We start from the raw sequence: 17,145 nt of genomic DNA on the forward strand, positions 1-17,145 counted from the left end.
GGCGTACCCGCCTATCTTACTGCAAAGGATGGGTCAAAGACCACACGCCCGAGTCGAACGATGGTGGAACCCTCCTCAAGCGCCACCTCGAAGTCCTCGCTCATACCGCACGAAAGTTCCGAAAGCGGCAGGCCGCTCTCCCGCGAAAGCTCGTCACGCAACTCGCGCAAGCCGGCAAAACACGCACGAGCCGTATCTTTATCCCCACGGGGAGCCATGGTCATAAGCCCCTTGATGCGGATTCCACAAAGACCCTGCAGTTCGTTGAACTCACGGCGAAGATCCGCAGGAGAAAATCCCCCCTTTGTCTCCTCGCCGCTCACGTTCACCTCGATAAGGACGTCTTGCGGTACGTCGAGTTCGCCAGTCTCCATGCGACGCTCCACACGCGATGCAACGGCGCATGCGAGGTGCAGCGAGCCGATGGAGTGGACGAGGCCGACACGCCCAAGTACGGCATTAATCTTATTCGTCTGAAGATTCCCGATCATATCGAAGCGCACGTCGGGCAGGTCGTGAACAGCCGAGAGTCCTTCGAGCTTGCGATTGAGTTCCTGCGGTCGGTTCTCTCCGAACACGCGATACCCGGCGTCGATCGCAGCGAGAACCTCCCCCACCCCAACCGTCTTCGACACCGCCACGAGGGTCGCGTCACCGGACGTACGGCCGCTCACTGCCAGTGCCGCATCCATACGCGCGAGGATCTCCGCACGACGCTCAACGATATCATTTGCGTACGAAGCATTCATGGTCGGTTACTCGCCATCCGTCCCGACGCGGGCAATGAGGGCCGCGAGCTCGGAACCAACCTCGTCGGGCGCAAGGGCGGAGACGTAACGCGCATCACTCACGGGGTCGAGCGTCACGCCCTCGCCCGAGGGGATGCGCATGCTCTCCAACTCCTCCTCATCCGCATCGGCGATGTCGTCGGCGCCCCAACGCTGACCGGTGAGCAGGAACACGAGGCGATAGGCGGATTCCATGGAAATGTTGGCGATGCGGTCCAGGTAGCGCGAGACCATGACGGTACGACGGAAGTCGTCCATCTGGGCGTCATCGGCCACTTCCATCGTCTCAGTGCGGTTAAAGACACGGAAGAACTCCTGATACGCACCGTGCACGGCCTCGTCCTCCTCCGAGAGGGCGAGCACCGCGGCGAGATCGTTATTCACGAGTGCCGCGGCGGTTGAGCCGAGAACCTGGTAGACGCTCGCCGCCTCCTGCTCGATGAGGGCAACCATCTCGGCGGGGAACTCGATGTCGTTGTTCACCTTGCGCTTGGCGGCACGCGCGATACGACGGACCTTGTCGCTCATGCGCTGGAGGTTGAAGTCGATGTAGATGATGGTCTGCAGCAGACGGAAATCTGAGGCGACCGGCGACTGCGTGGCGATGAGGTTGTAGCAGACGGCCTCGAGGTTGGCGCAACGGGCGTCGATCTTGTACGTCTTCTTCTTGGCGCGGCGCGCGAGCTCCATGTCGTCGGTCACGAACGCGGTGACGGCATCGTGAAGCGTGAGGTCGATCGACTCGAAAATGGAAAGCATCTCGTGGCGCGCCTCGATGAGCTGGCTTGAAAACAATTTGCGCATGTGCGCCTCCTAACGGGCAGGTGGTAGAAATGTGTGAAAAGGGGCCTGACCCCCCAATCGCACATCATGATGCAGGTTACCCAAAACGACCGGTGATGTAATCCTCGGTGCGCTTATCCATGGGAGTGGTGAAAATGGCGTCGGTCTCGCCGTATTCGATGAGCGTCGCGGGCTCCCCTGCAACCTCCTGCAGGAAGAACGCGGTGTGGTCGGAGATACGCGCGGCCTGCTGCATGTTGTGGGTGACGATGATGATCGTCATCTCGGGCGCGAGCTCGGCCATGAGGTCCTCGACCTTCTGCACACTCGTGGGGTCGATGGCGGAACAAGGCTCGTCCATGAGCAGTACGTCGGGCTGCACCGCGAGCACGCGGGCAATGCAAAGACGCTGCTGCTGACCGCCCGAGAGGGCCAGACCGTCTTTAGACAGCTGGTTGGAGACCTCCTTCCAGAGGTTGGCACGCTTGAGGGACTCCTCGACGATGTCATCCAGATCGCTCTTGCTCGTGACGCCCTGCAGGCGCGGGCCGAACGCGACGTTCTCGTAGATCGACTTAGGGAAGGGATTGGGCTGCTGGAAGATCATGCCCACACGGCGACGCAGGTCAACGGGGTCGACGCCCTCCGCGTAGATGTTGGAGCCGTCGAGCTCCATCGTGCCCTCGTTGCGCGTGCCCTCGATAAGGTCATTCATACGGTTCATGCAGCGCAGGAACGTGGATTTACCACAACCAGAGGGTCCAATGAAAGCGGTGATCTTGTTCTTGGCGATATTCAGGTTCACGTCGGTGAGCGCATGGAAGTCGCCATACCAAAAGTTGAATTCCTTGACGGTGATGGCGCTCTGCGCCGCCTCGGGCGCGTTACGGTAGACGGTCACGTGGAGCTCCTTACTTGCTCTTGCGGGAAAGCCAGCGGGCGAACAGGTTGAAAGCGAGAATGATGGCCATGAGCAGCAGGGCGGTGCCGTACGCCGCATTCATGTTGATGCCGTCATTCGCCAGCAGGTACAGATGGACCGTCATGGGGCGGCCGGAGTCGAGGGGCGTGATGGGCATGTTGATGGCCTGTCCCATCGTATAAAGCACCACGGCCGTCTCGCCGATGGCACGACCGATGCCGAGCACGATGCCCGTGGCGATGCGACCGAACGCCGAGGGCAGGACGATCTTGCTCACGACCTGCCACTTGGTGGCGCCCAGGCCGTAGGCGCCCCAGCGGATGTAGCGGGGCACGGCGCGGATGGCCTCCTCGGTGGTGCGCATGATGATGGGCAGCATGAGCAGCGCGAGGGCCAGGGCGGCCGAGATCATGGACAAGCCAAAGCCCATCGCCTCGACGAACAACGCGTAGCCGAACAGGCCCATGACGATTGAGGGCACTGAGGCGAGCGTATCGGCTGCGTAGCGGATAATGTTGACCAGACGACCCTGCTTGGCGTACTCGGCGAGGTAAACGGCCGCGAGCACGGCGATGGGTGTGCAGATGAGCATCGCCAGGGCGGTCACGTAGACGGTCGACACGATCGTGGGCCAGATGCCGCCTTCGGCATTGACGCCCTCGGGCCACCCAAAGATGAAGTCGAGTGAGATATGCGGGAGGCCGTTGACCACCACGTAGGCGATGATGGCAACGAGCACGAGCGTGGTGATGGCCGCAGCGACGCGAAACACACCGAGCATAATCTTGTTGCTCGTGTTCTTGGAGATGCGTTCCTTCTTACCAGAAGCGAGCGCGCGCTTGATGCGCTGGGCGGAGGACTCGGCCTGGACAACCGCCTCAGGAGCGGCGTTGGGGACCTTGGAGGCGTCTTGTGCTTGGGACATGGCCTGCCCCTTCCTCATCTTGGAAAGCAGGCGAACGATGCCCACAAGCGCGGCCGATACGATAAAGAGCACCACGCCCATGCCGAACAGGGCAGTGCGGTGCAGACCGGAGGAATAGCTCATGTCGAGCGCGATCTGGCTCGTGAGCGTGGAGACCGGACTCGAGATAGACTCGGGGATGACCGGGGCATTACCCACGACCATGAGGACGGCCATGGTCTCGCCGATGGCGCGACCCATACCGAGCACGACGGCGTCGACGATGCCGAATTTCGCGGCAGGAAGCACGACCTTGTAGATGGTCTGCCATTTGGTGGCCCCCATCGCGAAACTCGCCTCGCGGATACCCATGGGTATGGAATTAAGCGCGTCGATGGTGAGCGTGGTGATCGTGGGGACGATCATGATGGCGAGCACGAACCACGCGGTGAGCGCGCCGAAGCCCAAACCGCCCGTGAGATCGGCGACGAAGGGGCGGATGATGACCATACCGAAGAAGCCGTAAATAATCGACGGGATGCCCGCAAGCAGATCGACGGCAGGGCTGATGAGGGCGCGCACGCGAGCAGATGCGATCTCGGTGAGGTACACGGCGGTTCCCACGCCGAGCGGAACGCCCAGGACGAGTGCGCCGACCGTCACGAGCGCCGTGCCGGCAGCGAGCGACAGGATGCCATAGTGTCCTTCAGTGGGCGCCCAGGTGAAGCTGAAGAAGTTCGCCAGGCCGATATCGGTGAACACGGGGACGGCCTGCATCATCGTGAACGCGAAGATGAGCACGACCGTGACGACGGCCAGGAACGCGCAGCCGAAAAACAGGTATTGCAGCGCCTTCTCCTTAAGATAGGTGCTGCGCGAGACGAGCGCCAAGTCACGCTTGCGCGGAGCGTTCTGCTCGGTCATTTGGCTCATGCTCCCTCCCCACTCGTTTCGACCGGAATGAAGCCGGCCTCGCGGATCTGCTCATCCATCTCGTCGGAGAGGACGTACTCGATGTACTCCGCAGCGGCGCCCGTCGGTTCGCCTTTCGTGAAGAAGTACAAATCGCGTGAGATGGGGTACTCGCCCGTGGCGATGGTCCCCTCGGACGGAGCAACGCCGTTGACGCTCATGGCGCGCACGCTCGTTTGAGCGTACTTGGACTCGACGAAGCCCATGGAAATATAGCCGATGGCACCGCGGGAACGACTCACGACATCGCGCACCTGGCCCGTGCCGGAGAGCACGGCGGCGCGACGGTCGAAAGCGGAGCCGTCCATGACGATCGATTTGAACGCCTCGCGGGTGCCGGAGGCCTCATCGCGGTTGACGAGCTGAATCGTCAGATCCTCGCCACCGACCTCGCTCCAATTGGTGATTTGGCCCGAATAGATGCCACGCAGCTGCTCAATCGTGAGGTCATGCACGGGATTCTCCGTGTTCACAATCACCGCGATGCCGTCATGGGCCACCGGCACCGTGGTGAGGCCGAGCTTGGACTCCTCGGCATTGAGCCCGCGCGAGGACGTCGCAATCTCGGCGGTACCGGTCGAGACGGCCTCGATGCCGGCAGAGGACCCAAGACCGCTCACGAGCACGCCGATGCCGGCCTCTTCCTTAAAGAGCTCAGCGGCTTGTTCGGCGATGGGCAGGCAGGTCGTAGAGCCGGCCACGGTAATGGATTCCGTCGCACCCTCCGAGCTGCAGGCGGACAGGGCCGCCATAGTCGACAGGGACACAACCGCTGTCGCGAGAAACAGCGGGATGCGGCGGCGCTTGAGCGGAACCGAACCTTCTTGCCCTCGATCTGCGAAAGATGTCGCTGCACGCGCATTGCAGAACTGGGCGGAGGGAATACGTCGCACGGAGGGACTCCGATCTCTTCGAGCGATTGACGCAGGCACGCGGGTGCACCCTACACCCGCGCCACATCCCGATATGGTATCAAATGTTGTACCTGCGCAAGTGCTCGACGAGCCCAAGCCCCTATAAACACCCTTTGGGCGCGACTATTCCGTCTGTTCGGTATCGGCGCCGTCTTCGATAAGCGACGCGAGCGCCTCGCCCACCTCGTCGGGCGCAAGGGCGGCGACGTAGCGCGCGTCACGAGCGGGATCGAGCGTCACGCCCTCACCCGCGGGAACGCGCATGCTCTCCAGCTCATCCTCATCGGCATCGGCGAGGTCATCGGCGCACAGGCGCTGGCCCGTGAGCAGGAACGTCAAACGGAACGCGGCGTCGATGGAGATGGCGGCGATGCGATCGAGGTAGCGCGACACCATGATGACACGGCGCAGGTCGTCGAGCGATGAATCATCTGCCATGTCCTCGGCGTTCATACGGTTGAAGGTGCGGAAGAACTGCTCGTAGATCTCGTGAACCGCCTCGTCCTGGTTGGAGAGATCGAGCACGATCCCCAAATCGTTGTTCACCAGGGCGGACACCGATGCGCCGAGCACGCGATACACGCTCTCCGCCTCACGTTCGATAAGGTCAACGAGTTCGGCGGGAAGCTCAATTTCCTGAGCGACCTTGTGACGCGCGGCACGTGCGATACGGCGGACCTTGTCGCTCATGCGCTGGAGGTTGAAGTTCACGTAGATGATTGTCTGCAGCAAGCGGAAGTCCGAGGCGACCGGTGACTGCGTGGCAATGAGGTTGTAGCAGACCGCTTCGAGGTTGGCACTGCGCGCATCGACGTGATCGGCGGCCCGCTGAGCCTTCTTGCCAAGATCCTTATCGTTGGCGATAAACGCGTTCACGGCATCGTGCAGGGAAAGGTCGACCGCCTCGTAGATGGAGAGCATCTCGTGACGTGCCTCGATGAGCTGGCGGGAAAACAGTTTGCGCATGGGGGTCCTTCGCGACGTGTGGTTTTATACCAGGCAAGTCTAACGTCGGCCCCGCACGCCTCGCGTAAACGCAATGTCAGGGAAATGAAAGGGCTGCCCTAAGGGAGGCCGTTGACCATCATCGATCCAGATGGTAACAACGTCGAAAACTAGGCTTCAAATCGCGCCGCTTTTCGACATTGTTACCCTCCTTCGGCTTCGACTCCGAGCATCCTGCCAGAAACACACATACAACGGCGTCTAACGAGAGCGCTGGCCAACCCAAGGCTCCCGGCTAGGCGATCACCGCGACAGCGGCGTGCCGCCCGCACGTCCCGCCCTCGGCTCGATATGAGAAGAAGCGGTCGTTATCGCGAACGGTGGACAGGCCCTGGTCCCAAATGCTCGACGCGGGGACGCCGGCCTCGACGAGCGCCTGCCGGATGGCGCGCGACAGGTCGAGCAGGCGCGTCACACCGGAGCCGTGCCAGCCGAACTCTTCATCGAATCGCCCGATGAGCTCATCGGACACCTCGTACTCATCGCCTTGGATGTGCGGCCCGATATAGGCCCGTATGTCCTCGGGCGCGCAGACGGCCTCGTCCGCGAGAGCACGGGACGCCTTGGCGGCGATGCGCGCGATCGTCCCCTTCCAGCCGGAGTGGATCACGGCGAATCCGGATGGAGCCGTAAGGACGACCGGCACGCAATCGGCAAAACAGAGCATCACCGGCGTACCGGGGGCCACGCAGACGATCGCATCGGCGCCCGCGGCGATTTCGGTCCGCACAGAAGCCAGGGAGGTGGGGTCCGAATCGCGCACCACGGCGACATGGTCGCCGTGGACTTGGTTGGGAACAAGGAGACGGTCGAGCAGACCGTCAAAGCCCTCGGCCGCCCACGCGCCCGGGCGGCCGCCGAAAGGCGCGGCTTTACACAGCGCATGAAGCGCGCGCCGCCGGTTCTCCAGAACGGCTTCGAGATCGTCTCCCACGTGGGACCCGAGGTTCAGCGAGGTGTACGGAGCCTCGGACACGCCGCCCGTGCGCTCCGTGAAGCCGAATCGCACCCCGCCGTCGCACCCACCGACAAGCGCCACCCCATCAACCACAACGCGTTCCATAGCGATATCCCCCATCTCGTCAAACACAAGTTCCAGCAAGCCGCCCCGCCGCCCCACCTTACGCGTGAGAGCCGCGAAGCCTCCGAGCTTTCGGCACCTTCAAATTCTCTACCACGTTAACGCAAGGAGGGGTCCGGCACTTGCCTAAGCAAACATTCCGCAGCCGTTGAGCAAAGCTCGACGGCGAGGACGTTTGCGTGGCAAGTGCCGGACCCCTCCGACAAGTCACGTGGACGAATTAGAAGTTGCCGCGCTTGAGGAAGTCGGGAAGCTCGAACTGATCGTTGCCGAAATTCGGAAGCTCAGTGCCGCCGATGTTGCGCGTTGCCGCAGGAGCAGCGGCAGGCTCAGAGGAACGCTCGGAACGGGGAGCCTTGGAAGCAGCGAAGAGCTCGTCCTGGCGGTTCACGTTGGAATCAGAGAAACCAGTGGCGATTACCGTGATGCGAACCTGATCGCCCAGGGACTCGTCCACAACGGTACCGAAGATGATGTTGGCATCCGGGTCGACGGCGTTGGCGACGAGGTCGGCCGCGTCGTTGATCTCCTGGATGCCGAGGTCCTTGGAGCCGGCGATGGAGAGCAGGACGCGCGTCGCGCCGTCGACGGAGCTCTCGAGCAGCGGGCTGGAGATCGCCTGCTGCGCGGCATCGACGGCGCGGGTGTCGCCGGAGGCGACGCCGATGCCCATCATGGCGGTGCCGGCCTGCTTCATGATGGTCTTGACGTCGGCGAAGTCGAGGTTGATGACGCCGGGGACGGTGATGAGGTCGGTGATTCCCTGGGTGCCCTGGGACAGGACGCCGTCGGCCGTGGTGAAGGCCTCGAGCATGGTGGTCTTCTTCTCGGCGATGTCGAGCAGGCGGTCGTTCGGGATGACGATCATGGTGTCGACGGATTCGGCGAGGGTCTTGATGCCCTCCTCGGCGGAATTCTTGCGCTTGCGGCCCTCAAAGGTGAAGGGCTTGGTCACGACGGCGACGGTCAGGGCGCCCACGTCGTTCATCGCGATGTCGGCCACGATGGGGGCAGCGCCCGTACCGGTGCCACCACCCTCACCGCAGGTGATGAAGACCATGTCGGCTCCGGCAAGCGCCTCGGCGATGTCGTCACGACTCTCCTCGGCGGCCTTACGACCGACCTCGGGGTTGGCGCCCGCGCCTAGACCGCGGGTGATGTCGGTGCCGATGTGAACCTTGATGTCGGCATCGGAAATGGCCAGGGCCTGAGCGTCCGTGTTGATGGCGACGAACTCAACGCCGCGGATGCCCTCCTCGATCATGCGGTTCACGGCGTTCGTGCCGCCACCGCCCACGCCGACGACCTTGATGACAGCAAGGTAGTTGTTGATCTCGTTCTCGTGCATGTGCGGTCCTTTCGAACGCTATGTTGCTAGCCCTTAGGCGAAACGTCACGACGTTAACCCTCAACTAGAGATTAAAAGTCAAGGTAAACCGTGCTATGTTTGCACAAAGTAGGCTCTCAAGTCAAACCGACCTGCGCATATTGTGAAGTATACGGCATTTCCGCTGGTATTCCCAAAGACCGTTCGGCGAGCGCAAAAATGGCGCGCGTCAGAAACGCGCCAGACCTCGTGAGCATTACCAGTCAACCCTCATCGGCAGCCTATTGTGGAGCGCTACGGAACGTGTAGGCGCCAGGCTCACGGACGTTGATGAACGACACACCCGTCTCTTGGGACAGCAGCTTGGTGACCACGCGCTCCTTCTCGGTGATATTGTCCGGCGCGCCGAGCGAGACCTCAACGCCGGAGATCAGATATGCCGAAATTGCCTCCACCGACGAGACCGACAAACTCTTGATCTGCGCCACGAACTCCGAGGAAAAGCCGTTTGCGTATTCAAGTCCCGCCAAAACCACGTCCGAATTCACCGGCTCGCCGCTTTTGGGGGAGATATCGCTGGGCACATCGGTCAAAAGAAGGGCGCCGGAATCTTGTGCGACCCTCAACGCGGCCTCCTGGGAGGACAGCAGGGTGGCACCCTCGGGCACAGACCCATCTTCGCCCACCTCCACTTCGTTGCCCTCCGCATCGACGGCGACCAGAAGGGTCACGGGAGCAATCCAAGTACCGTCATCGCCGATCGCCCAGGCGATCTCGTCCGCGGTGATATACGCGATGGCCTTCAGTTGGCGTTCCACAGGCGTGATGACGAGCGCATGCGGCCAGGAGCGTTCAATCTGAACGCCCTTGATCCACGGGCTCGCCTGGAGCTGCTCGAGAATAGCCTTCTCGTCGACGTTGAGCAGGGTCGTCCCCTCGGGAATATCGACAAGAGCCTGCACCGTCTGTTGCTCAACGTGATCGCTACCCCGCACTTGAATATCGGAGGCCTCAAAGAGCGCAGAGTTCGCAATGACGACGACGGCAAGTGCCACGGCGGCAAGTCCGCCCACGCCAGCGATGAGCACGCCTCGACTCGGTTTGCGGATGTTGAGTTTTGAAGCGAGCGCGGTAAAAAAGCCCCCGATTGCCGCGAAGGCCCCCATGAGGGGACGCAGGACGCGGACGACACCCGTTTTTTTCGAGCTGGGCTTACCAGCAGCGGGCATACTCGCGCGCTTGACCCCGGGCACGACGATCTTTGCGGCCGTCTTCTTGCCGGATGTCAAAGACGAAACATGAGCGGTGGAAGTTTTTTTCTCGGCAGCTCGAACCGCCGCAGGGGAAGCGACGGGGCGCGTGCCATGGGGCAATTGCCTTTGCCGGGCAGAAGCCTTGGCGCTCTTGCCGGGAACCACGCCACGCTTGGTGGGGACAGGGCGCTTTGCCTTCGAGACGCCCATGGCAGACGCAGGTCGGGCAATCTGCGAGCGCGCAGAGACGGGCCTGGGCTTCGCCGCACCCCTCGAGACGGGAGCGGGTTGAGGGGCCGACGACGACTTCCTGGAAGGCGGGGCCTTCTTGGCTGCCGCGGCACGACGGTAGGTAGGCTTGGGAGCCCTAGAAGCCGAGGAATTTGACTTCTGGTTGTAGCTCGACGCCATACCTCTCCCTTACCGTCTTGTGCACGTGCCGTATGACCGCGGAGACATCTGCCGCGGAAGCGGTTCCCTTGTTCACGATAAAGTTAGCGTGAACGGACGAGACTTCCGCCCCGCCCTGCGAAAAACCCTTTAATCCGCATTCCTCGATCATGGCGCCCACGGCGCGATCGGGGGGGTTGCGGAACACCGAGCCGCAGGACGGGACGCCGAGCGGCTGCGTACGACGGCGACGCGTTAGGGCGCGCTCCATGCGAGCGCGAATCTCATCTTTCAAGCCCGGCATGAGTTCAAGTGTCGCCTCGAGGATGATCTCATCGCGCGGAATTCCGCACTCGCGATACCCCCAGGCGATGTCGTCGTGCCCGTAATGACGCATCCCCTCGCCCGGCTTATACGTCATGACATCTTGAACAAGCGTTCCAATCCACTCGGTTCGCGAGCCGGCGTTCATGGAAATCGCGCCTCCCACGGTTCCCGGAATGCCCACCGCGAACTCAAGGCCCGCGAGCTCCTTGGAAAGGGCTTCGTTCACCAGGCGCGCGAAGATAGCCCCAGCACCGACGGTGATGGTTCGACCATCCTCACCCAGCACGAAGCGGGAGAATTCGCTGCCGAGCGTGATGACCGCCCCACGATAGCCCTCATCGGCGACGAGCAGGTTGGAGCCCTTTCCGATAATGACCCATGGCACCCGCTCGCGGGCGAGTACCTCGATGGTGCGGCGCAGGGAATGATAGCTATGGCAGGTCACGAACAGATCGGCCTTGCCGCCAATGCGATAGCTCGTGTGACGGGCGAGCTTCTCCTGCTCGATAATGTCCGTGTCGATCGTGCCCGAGAGCGACATGACGGCGTTGAACACACCCATCGACTATTGATCCTTGCTCGCGACATACTCGAGATAATCGGGGCCGACGGCGGTGACGTCGCCCGCACCCATGGTGATGAGCAGATCGCCCGCCTGCGCGACCTCATCCAAACAGGCCATGAGGGACTGATGGTCGGACGCGTAGCGCACCTGTTTGTCGGGGTGGGCGGCGCGAATCTTATCAGCGAGCATCTTGCTCGTCACGCCGGGGATGGGCATCTCGCCCGCCGGGAAGACATCTACGAGCACAACGGTATCCGCATCTGCAAACGCGTCGACGAAGTCGTCGCACAGCGCCTGGAGACGCGAATAGCGGTGCGGCTGGAACACGACGATAACGTGCTGGAAGTCCAAAGACTTGGCAGCATGAAGCGTCGCCTTCACTTCGGTCGGGTGATGGCCGTAGTCATCCACGAGCATGACGCCGCGGGTCTCACCCACGTGCGAGAAACGGCGGCGGGCACCCTCGAACGTGGAGAGGGCCGTCGCGGCCTCCTGTGTATCGAGGCCGAGCACATAGGCCGCAACAAGGGCGGCAGTGGCGTTCAGCATGTTATGACGACCGGGATTGTTTTTAATGGAGACGGAGCGAACAGCCCCATCGGGAAGAGCGACCGTAAAATCGGTACCGAAGGTATGGCTGGAAGCCCTCGGCGTGCAGACGGCGTCGAAACCCTCGCCTTCACCATAGGTGAACACCGAACGACCAGTCGAACGGGCGAGCTCGACGAGGCGCGGATCCTCACCACAGACGATGACCGCGCCGTCCTCGTCCACCAAACGCATAAACGCGCAGAACGTGTCTTCGATCTCGGCGAGCGAGCCATAGTGGTCCATGTGGTCGGCCTCGACGTTGGTCACGATGACAACATGAGGATCGAGGTAGAGGAAGGAGCTGTCCGACTCATCCGCCTCGACGACGAAGTACTCCCCATCGCCGTTCTTGCCGTTGGTTCCATAGCCCTCAACGACACCGCCGATCAAAAAGCTCGGGTCGAGCCCCATGCGGTCGAGCATAGTCGCAACCATAGAAGAGGTCGTCGTCTTGCCGTGCGTACCAGCAGCGGCGACCGTCGTGCGGCCATACCCGAGGGCAGAAAGCATCTTGGCGCGGTGCCAAACGGGAATACCGAGCTCACGCGCGCGCATGAGCTCCGGATTAGTCTCGGGGATCGCCGTGGAAACCACCACGACATCGGGCTTGACCTCATCGATCGTGGCGGCTTTATGCCCCACATGGACGTTGACGCCAGAGCGCGTGAGCTGACGGACATAGCGGGAGGTCTTGAGGTCGGAACCCGTGACGGTGAAACCACGCTCATGGAGAACCAAGGCAATGCCGCTCATGCCGGCACCGCCGACGCCGATAAAGTGAGCGCTCTTGAACGTCGGGGCGGTCGTCGCCTCGGGAACTGCAATGGTCGACATGACTCTCCTCGCATGATCGCATACGTAAACTAATCTAGTATACGCCATTCGCATTGCCTCGGGTCCCATCGCCCCGCCCCACGGCATATCATCCCGTGCTCAAACAGCGCTTCGCGGCGGGCACATCCATTGCCTCGGATCCCATCGCCCCTCCCCTGCGGACATCATCCCGTGCTCAAACAGCGCTTCGCGAACTGCGCGCGGGACGATGTCCGCAGGAGAGGGGCTGCGGGGACTCTGTCGATGGGCCCCCTTACACGAGGGCTTCTAGCTCGTCGGCTAGGACTTGGGCGGCTTTATCTTGGGCTAGGCCGCAGGCGGCGTCATGCATCGCGGAGCGGCGGGCGGGGTCGTGCAACAAGGTGAGCAGCTCTTCGCGGAAAGAATCGCCATCGATGTCCGCATCCGCAAAGACCACAGCGGCACCGGCGTCGGAAAGCAAGCGGGCGTTGGTGGTTTGATGGTCGGCCGTGGCAAAGGGGTACGGAACGAGGATAGAGGGCACCGCGAGGGCGGCGATCTCGGCCACTGAGGATGCGCCGGCGCGGGACAAGACAAGGTCGGCGGCGGCGAGGACATCGCCCATGTCGTCGATATAGGATCGGACCTGCCAGCGTGCGCCCTCGTCGCCACTCAGATCGAGGGCCGCGACGGCGTCATCGTAGCCACCCTTGCCCGTCGACTGAACCACATGCAGGCCCTCGATCGCGAGCAGTGCGCCTTTGAGTTCCGCGAGCCGCTCATTGAGGTGCTTGGCTCCCAGGGACCCGCCAAAGACCAACAACACCGTCGCGTCTTCATCGATTCCAAGAGCGGCGCGGCCACGTGCGCGGTCGCCGTCAAGCACGCTGCGGCGTACAGGATTGCCGGTGAACACGATGCGCGTGGCAGAGCCGGCATGCTCGCGAAGGATGTCCCCCACGCTCGGCTGACCGGTTGCGATGAGCCGCGCGAGCTTGGCGGAGCGCTTGTTGGCAAGACCGGGAACGGAGTTCTGCTCGTGCAGGGCAACGGGAATGCCGAGCTTAGCCGCGGCGCGCACGAGCGGCAACTCGAGATATGCCCCAAAACCGATCGCAACATCCGGCATGAGCAGGGAGCCAGACTGAAACTCGCCCACCAAGCGGTGCTCCTCACGCGCTAGATGCATAAGGGCCGTGACGAGCGTCCACGGACGCTGTCGATCGAAGCCTGTCACGTGAACGGGGTGGAACGGGAAGCCCGCCTGGGGCACAAGTGAGCCCTCCAAACGACGCGTCTCGCCAAAAAAGTGAACCTCGTGCCCACGGGAGCGCAATTCATCCGCGAGTGCCAAGGCGGGATTCACATGGCCTGCGGTGCCACCTGCGGCGATGGCGACCACCAAATGCCTGCTATCGGTCATAACGGCTCCTCCCCGTTCGCCCTCTACCATCACCGCGACCAGACTCACCGGAACGGCGCGGGCGAGGGTTGCCTGCGATACCACCATAATCCACCCGAGGCCGTGCGTCACGCGAACGGAGTCGTTCGGAGGCACCGCCGCCCAAATCCACGCGCTGATACCCACCTGGGCGCGGCATCCGCTCCGATGCGCGGACATTCCGCGCGCCACGCGGACGCGGACCGCGCGGACGATCGGGCAAAGATGGGGCGCCCCCTTCGTATACGCGCAATCCGCCACGACCGCGCGGCATAGGATCGCCCACACCGGAATCCTCCTCCACGTTACCCGCAGCCATAACATGGAAGCTTGCGCGACGGCGGTCGGCAGAGGTTTGGACGTTGCTTTCGACCGAGACGCGGAAGATGAATCCCGCAAGTATGAGCGACGTGAGCACCGAAGAACCGCCGTAGCTGACGAACGGAAGCGGTTTACCCGTCATCGGCAAAAGGCCCAAGATGCCAAACGAGTTGATGATGAACTGGATGAGCAAGACAAACGAACAGCCCGCAGCGACCAACTGGCCATGGAGGGTCGGCGAGCGGCGCGCGATGTAGAACCCCGCGGCGATCATGGCAAGGAACACGGCGACGAAGATGGCCATGCCAACAAAACCGAGTTCCTCACCAATAATCGCAAGGATATAGTCGTTGTGGGCTTCGGGCAGATAGTAATATTTCATGGTCGCGTTACCGATGCCGCGACCGAACGGACCGCCCGAGGCGAATGCCATGATGGCGACCGTCGCCTGGAAGCCGTCGCCGTACGGGTCGCTCCACGGGTCGAGGAAGACGAGGAGGCGGGCGAAACGGTAGGGCGATGCGACGGCCAGAATGATACCCGCCAAGACCATCAGCACGAATGCGCCGGCGATCAGGCGGTATGAAATGCCGCAGATGTAGGCCATGGCAAAGACCGTCGCCACAATGATGATCGTGGTTCCCAGGTCGGGCTCGGCAAAGATGAGCACCGCGGGCACACCCACGCAAAGCAGCAGGTAAAACAAGAACGACGAGGTGTCGAGGGTGCCATCGTCGTAATACGCGGCGAGGATGTTTGCCGCGTAGACGATGACCGCGGGCTTGGCGAGCTCGGCGGGCTGCAAGTTGAAGAAGCCCAGTGGAATCCAACGAGAGGCGCCCCACGTCTCGCCACCGGCACCGACCGCCAACACAATGACGAGCAGCGCGACGACTGCCCACCACACGCTCGTCACGAAACGAGTGCGAAACGCCTGCCAGGGAATGATCTTGCGCGTGCCGATAACCGCGAACGCACTGAACCCGATGACCATAAAGATGGCCTGGCGAAAGACGTAGTGCCAGGAGCTTCCCTCCTCCTTGAGGGCTTCGACAGACGATGCAGAGTACACCATCAGCAACCCGAAGGCGCAGATCGCGATCAGGCACGAGATGAACACGAGGCGGGGACGCATAATCCGCGCGGGAACGCCGGCGATCAGCTTCTCCCCCAACTCGGAATGACTGGTCGCCGTGGCACCACGGCGAGATCTCTTGCCGGGACGCGCCTGAGACGCGCTCGAACCGCCCGAAGTTACCGAGCGCTCATCGCGCGTGCGACGGAACGCGCCAAACGGCCTTTTGTCTTTTTTGGCATCGTCGGCCACGCCGGAGACGACGTTGGGCTCATCCACGGTGCGTTACCCCTCGAGGGCGGAAAGCTCCGCCACGTAAGATCGGAACGCATCGCCGCGTTCCTCGAAGCCGGAAAACTCGTCAAATGACGCACACGCAGGCGACAGCAACACGACGTCGCCGCGCTGCGCGAGGGAGCGGGCAACGTCCACGGCATCGCGCAAGTCATCGGCCTCGGCGATATCGATCTCGGTGGAAGCGGGAGCCTCGGCCAAGGCGGCGCGGAATCGCTCGCGGGCGGCTCCGAAGCACACGACGGCAGTGGCGTGCTCCACCACGACGGACATGAACTCATCGAGCGGAGTACCCTTATCGGCACCGCCCAGTAACAAGATCACGCGATCGTTGGGAAAGGCAGTGAGGGCCTTTTCGACCGCGTCGGTGTTCGTCGCCTTGGAGTCGTTGATATAAGTCACGCCGGCAACCTCACCGACGGGCTCAATACGATGAGGCAGCGGCTGAAACGCGACCAAGCCGGCACGGATACCCTCCGCGTTCGCCCCGCAGGCGAGTGCCGCCGTGGACGCGGCGAGAGCGTTCAACGTGTTATGGGCGCCTGCGATATTGAGCTCGTCCACGCGCACGAGGGCGGTTTCCTCGCCGTGCAGGCGCACAACAAGATGCCCGTCACGCACGAACGCGGCATCCGGGCCACCGGCATCGGAAAGCGAGAGCTTGAGCACGCGGCGTCCCGGCACATACACGCGGTCGGCAAAGGCCGCAATGCCCTCGTCCTCCACGTTGACGATGGCGATATCGCTCTCGTCCATATTGCGGAACAAGCCGATCTTCGCCAGAGCGTAATTCTCATGCGTCTTGTGCCAACCCAGATGGTCGGGCGTGATATTGAGCAGAACGGCGACACGCGGATGCAGCTCGCTCGTCGTGGCGATCTGATAGCTCGAAAGCTCGGCGACGAACCACTCCCCCTCAACGCGGCGATCGACATCGTGGATGCAGACGTTGCCGATATTGCCCACCGCGACGCTCGGCAGGCCCGATGCGCGCAGGAGCTCGTTGGTGAGCGACGTCACCGTCGTCTTCCCGTTGGTACCGGTGATGGCGCACCAGCGTTCGGGCGATAGGCGCCACGCGAACTCAGGCTCGCCCATGATCTCGCCACTCACCGCCCCGGCATTGCGGAAAAACTCGGAAAACTCGGAGATACCCGGACTCGCCACGCAAATATCGTATGTGCCTTCGACAACCTCGGTCCCATAGACGAACCGGGCGCCTCGCGCCTCAAGCGCACGCGTGCGATCTGAGGGTTCCGAACTCGCGCCCCCGTACGTTGTGACCGAGCTGACACGCTCGCCCAAGTGATCGACGGCCCATGAGACGACTTCGAGACCGGACCCTCCCTGCCCGAGGACGAGAAGGCTGAAACGTTGCGGCAACGGCATATGAACTT

At 62.5% G+C, this 17,145-nt stretch carries 14 protein-coding genes; all 14 read right to left on the reverse strand.

Features of this window, described 5'->3' with window-relative positions; all coding sequences use genetic code 11:
- Window positions 1–11 precede the first annotated feature (11 nt).
- Entirely contained in the window at window positions 12–749 is a 738-nt protein-coding gene (locus tag ACX9NZ_RS05210; protein ID WP_294121817.1) for a YggS family pyridoxal phosphate-dependent enzyme, read from the reverse strand.
- Window positions 750–755: 6 nt separating this feature from the next.
- Entirely contained in the window at window positions 756–1,592 is an 837-nt protein-coding gene (locus ACX9NZ_RS05215) for a phosphate signaling complex PhoU family protein (RefSeq protein WP_294121814.1), read from the reverse strand.
- 76 nt (window positions 1,593–1,668) lie between these two features.
- Window positions 1,669–2,472 carry a phosphate ABC transporter ATP-binding protein PstB gene (gene pstB / locus ACX9NZ_RS05220; RefSeq protein ID WP_294121813.1) on the reverse strand — a complete coding sequence of 268 codons (804 nt, stop codon included), beginning with the start codon at window positions 2,470–2,472 and terminating at the stop codon, window positions 1,669–1,671.
- Window positions 2,473–2,482: 10 nt separating this feature from the next.
- Window positions 2,483–4,330: a phosphate ABC transporter permease PstA gene (gene pstA, locus ACX9NZ_RS05225; RefSeq protein ID WP_407495526.1), complete on the reverse strand. Its 1,848-nt coding sequence runs from the start codon at window positions 4,328–4,330 to the stop codon at window positions 2,483–2,485.
- Complete coding sequence (locus tag ACX9NZ_RS05230) at window positions 4,327–5,262, reverse strand: phosphate ABC transporter substrate-binding protein (protein ID WP_233546222.1); 936 nt, start codon at window positions 5,260–5,262, stop codon at window positions 4,327–4,329. The genes pstA and ACX9NZ_RS05230 overlap by 4 nt, the downstream gene beginning before the upstream one ends.
- A 144-nt stretch (window positions 5,263–5,406) precedes the next feature.
- Window positions 5,407–6,249: a phosphate signaling complex PhoU family protein gene (locus ACX9NZ_RS05235; RefSeq protein WP_118654154.1), complete on the reverse strand. Its 843-nt coding sequence runs from the start codon at window positions 6,247–6,249 to the stop codon at window positions 5,407–5,409.
- Window positions 6,250–6,523: 274 nt separating this feature from the next.
- A complete protein-coding gene (locus tag ACX9NZ_RS05240) occupies window positions 6,524–7,351 on the reverse strand; it encodes a polyphenol oxidase family protein (protein ID WP_118654155.1) in 828 nt (275 codons plus the stop codon).
- A 238-nt stretch (window positions 7,352–7,589) separates the two neighbouring features.
- Window positions 7,590–8,717: a cell division protein FtsZ gene (gene ftsZ, locus ACX9NZ_RS05245; protein WP_118654156.1), complete on the reverse strand. Its 1,128-nt coding sequence runs from the start codon at window positions 8,715–8,717 to the stop codon at window positions 7,590–7,592.
- Window positions 8,718–8,977: 260 nt separating this feature from the next.
- The gene (locus tag ACX9NZ_RS05250) at window positions 8,978–10,360 is read right to left on the reverse strand and encodes a cell division protein FtsQ/DivIB (RefSeq protein ID WP_407495530.1); all 1,383 of its coding nucleotides are present in this window, start codon (window positions 10,358–10,360) and stop codon (window positions 8,978–8,980) included.
- A complete protein-coding gene (gene murB / locus ACX9NZ_RS05255; protein ID WP_407495532.1) occupies window positions 10,317–11,228 on the reverse strand; it encodes a UDP-N-acetylmuramate dehydrogenase in 912 nt (303 codons plus the stop codon). The genes ACX9NZ_RS05250 and murB overlap by 44 nt, the downstream gene beginning before the upstream one ends.
- A 3-nt stretch (window positions 11,229–11,231) precedes the next feature.
- Window positions 11,232–12,656, reverse strand: a complete 1,425-nt coding sequence (gene murC, locus ACX9NZ_RS05260) for a UDP-N-acetylmuramate--L-alanine ligase (RefSeq protein WP_118654159.1) — start codon at window positions 12,654–12,656, stop codon at window positions 11,232–11,234.
- Window positions 12,657–12,909: 253 nt separating this feature from the next.
- Window positions 12,910–14,040 carry an undecaprenyldiphospho-muramoylpentapeptide beta-N-acetylglucosaminyltransferase gene (gene murG, locus ACX9NZ_RS05265; protein ID WP_294121798.1) on the reverse strand — a complete coding sequence of 377 codons (1,131 nt, stop codon included), beginning with the start codon at window positions 14,038–14,040 and terminating at the stop codon, window positions 12,910–12,912.
- Entirely contained in the window at window positions 14,030–15,733 is a 1,704-nt protein-coding gene (gene ftsW, locus ACX9NZ_RS05270) for a putative lipid II flippase FtsW (protein ID WP_302741538.1), read from the reverse strand. The genes murG and ftsW overlap by 11 nt, the downstream gene beginning before the upstream one ends.
- 6 nt (window positions 15,734–15,739) lie before the next feature.
- Window positions 15,740–17,137 carry a UDP-N-acetylmuramoyl-L-alanine--D-glutamate ligase gene (murD, locus tag ACX9NZ_RS05275; protein ID WP_118654162.1) on the reverse strand — a complete coding sequence of 466 codons (1,398 nt, stop codon included), beginning with the start codon at window positions 17,135–17,137 and terminating at the stop codon, window positions 15,740–15,742.
- Between the last annotated feature and the right edge of the window lie 8 nt (window positions 17,138–17,145).

It is taken from the genome of Collinsella sp. BM28 (assembly GCF_054551995.1).

Coding starts and splice junctions, on each gene's coding strand:
- ACX9NZ_RS05210 (WP_294121817.1), bottom strand. CDS start 749: ATGAATGCTTCGTACGCAAATGATATCGTTGAGCGTCGTGCGGAGATC.
- ACX9NZ_RS05250 (WP_407495530.1), bottom strand. CDS start 10,360: ATGGCGTCGAGCTACAACCAGAAGTCAAATTCCTCGGCTTCTAGGGCT.
- murG (WP_294121798.1), bottom strand. CDS start 14,040: ATGACCGATAGCAGGCATTTGGTGGTCGCCATCGCCGCAGGTGGCACC.
- ACX9NZ_RS05240 (WP_118654155.1), bottom strand. CDS start 7,351: ATGGAACGCGTTGTGGTTGATGGGGTGGCGCTTGTCGGTGGGTGCGAC.
- ACX9NZ_RS05215 (WP_294121814.1), bottom strand. CDS start 1,592: ATGCGCAAATTGTTTTCAAGCCAGCTCATCGAGGCGCGCCACGAGATG.
- murC (WP_118654159.1), bottom strand. CDS start 12,656: ATGTCGACCATTGCAGTTCCCGAGGCGACGACCGCCCCGACGTTCAAG.
- ACX9NZ_RS05235 (WP_118654154.1), bottom strand. CDS start 6,249: ATGCGCAAACTGTTTTCCCGCCAGCTCATCGAGGCACGTCACGAGATG.
- ftsZ (WP_118654156.1), bottom strand. CDS start 8,717: ATGCACGAGAACGAGATCAACAACTACCTTGCTGTCATCAAGGTCGTC.
- murB (WP_407495532.1), bottom strand. CDS start 11,228: ATGGGTGTGTTCAACGCCGTCATGTCGCTCTCGGGCACGATCGACACG.
- pstA (WP_407495526.1), bottom strand. CDS start 4,330: ATGAGCCAAATGACCGAGCAGAACGCTCCGCGCAAGCGTGACTTGGCG.
- murD (WP_118654162.1), bottom strand. CDS start 17,137: ATGCCGTTGCCGCAACGTTTCAGCCTTCTCGTCCTCGGGCAGGGAGGG.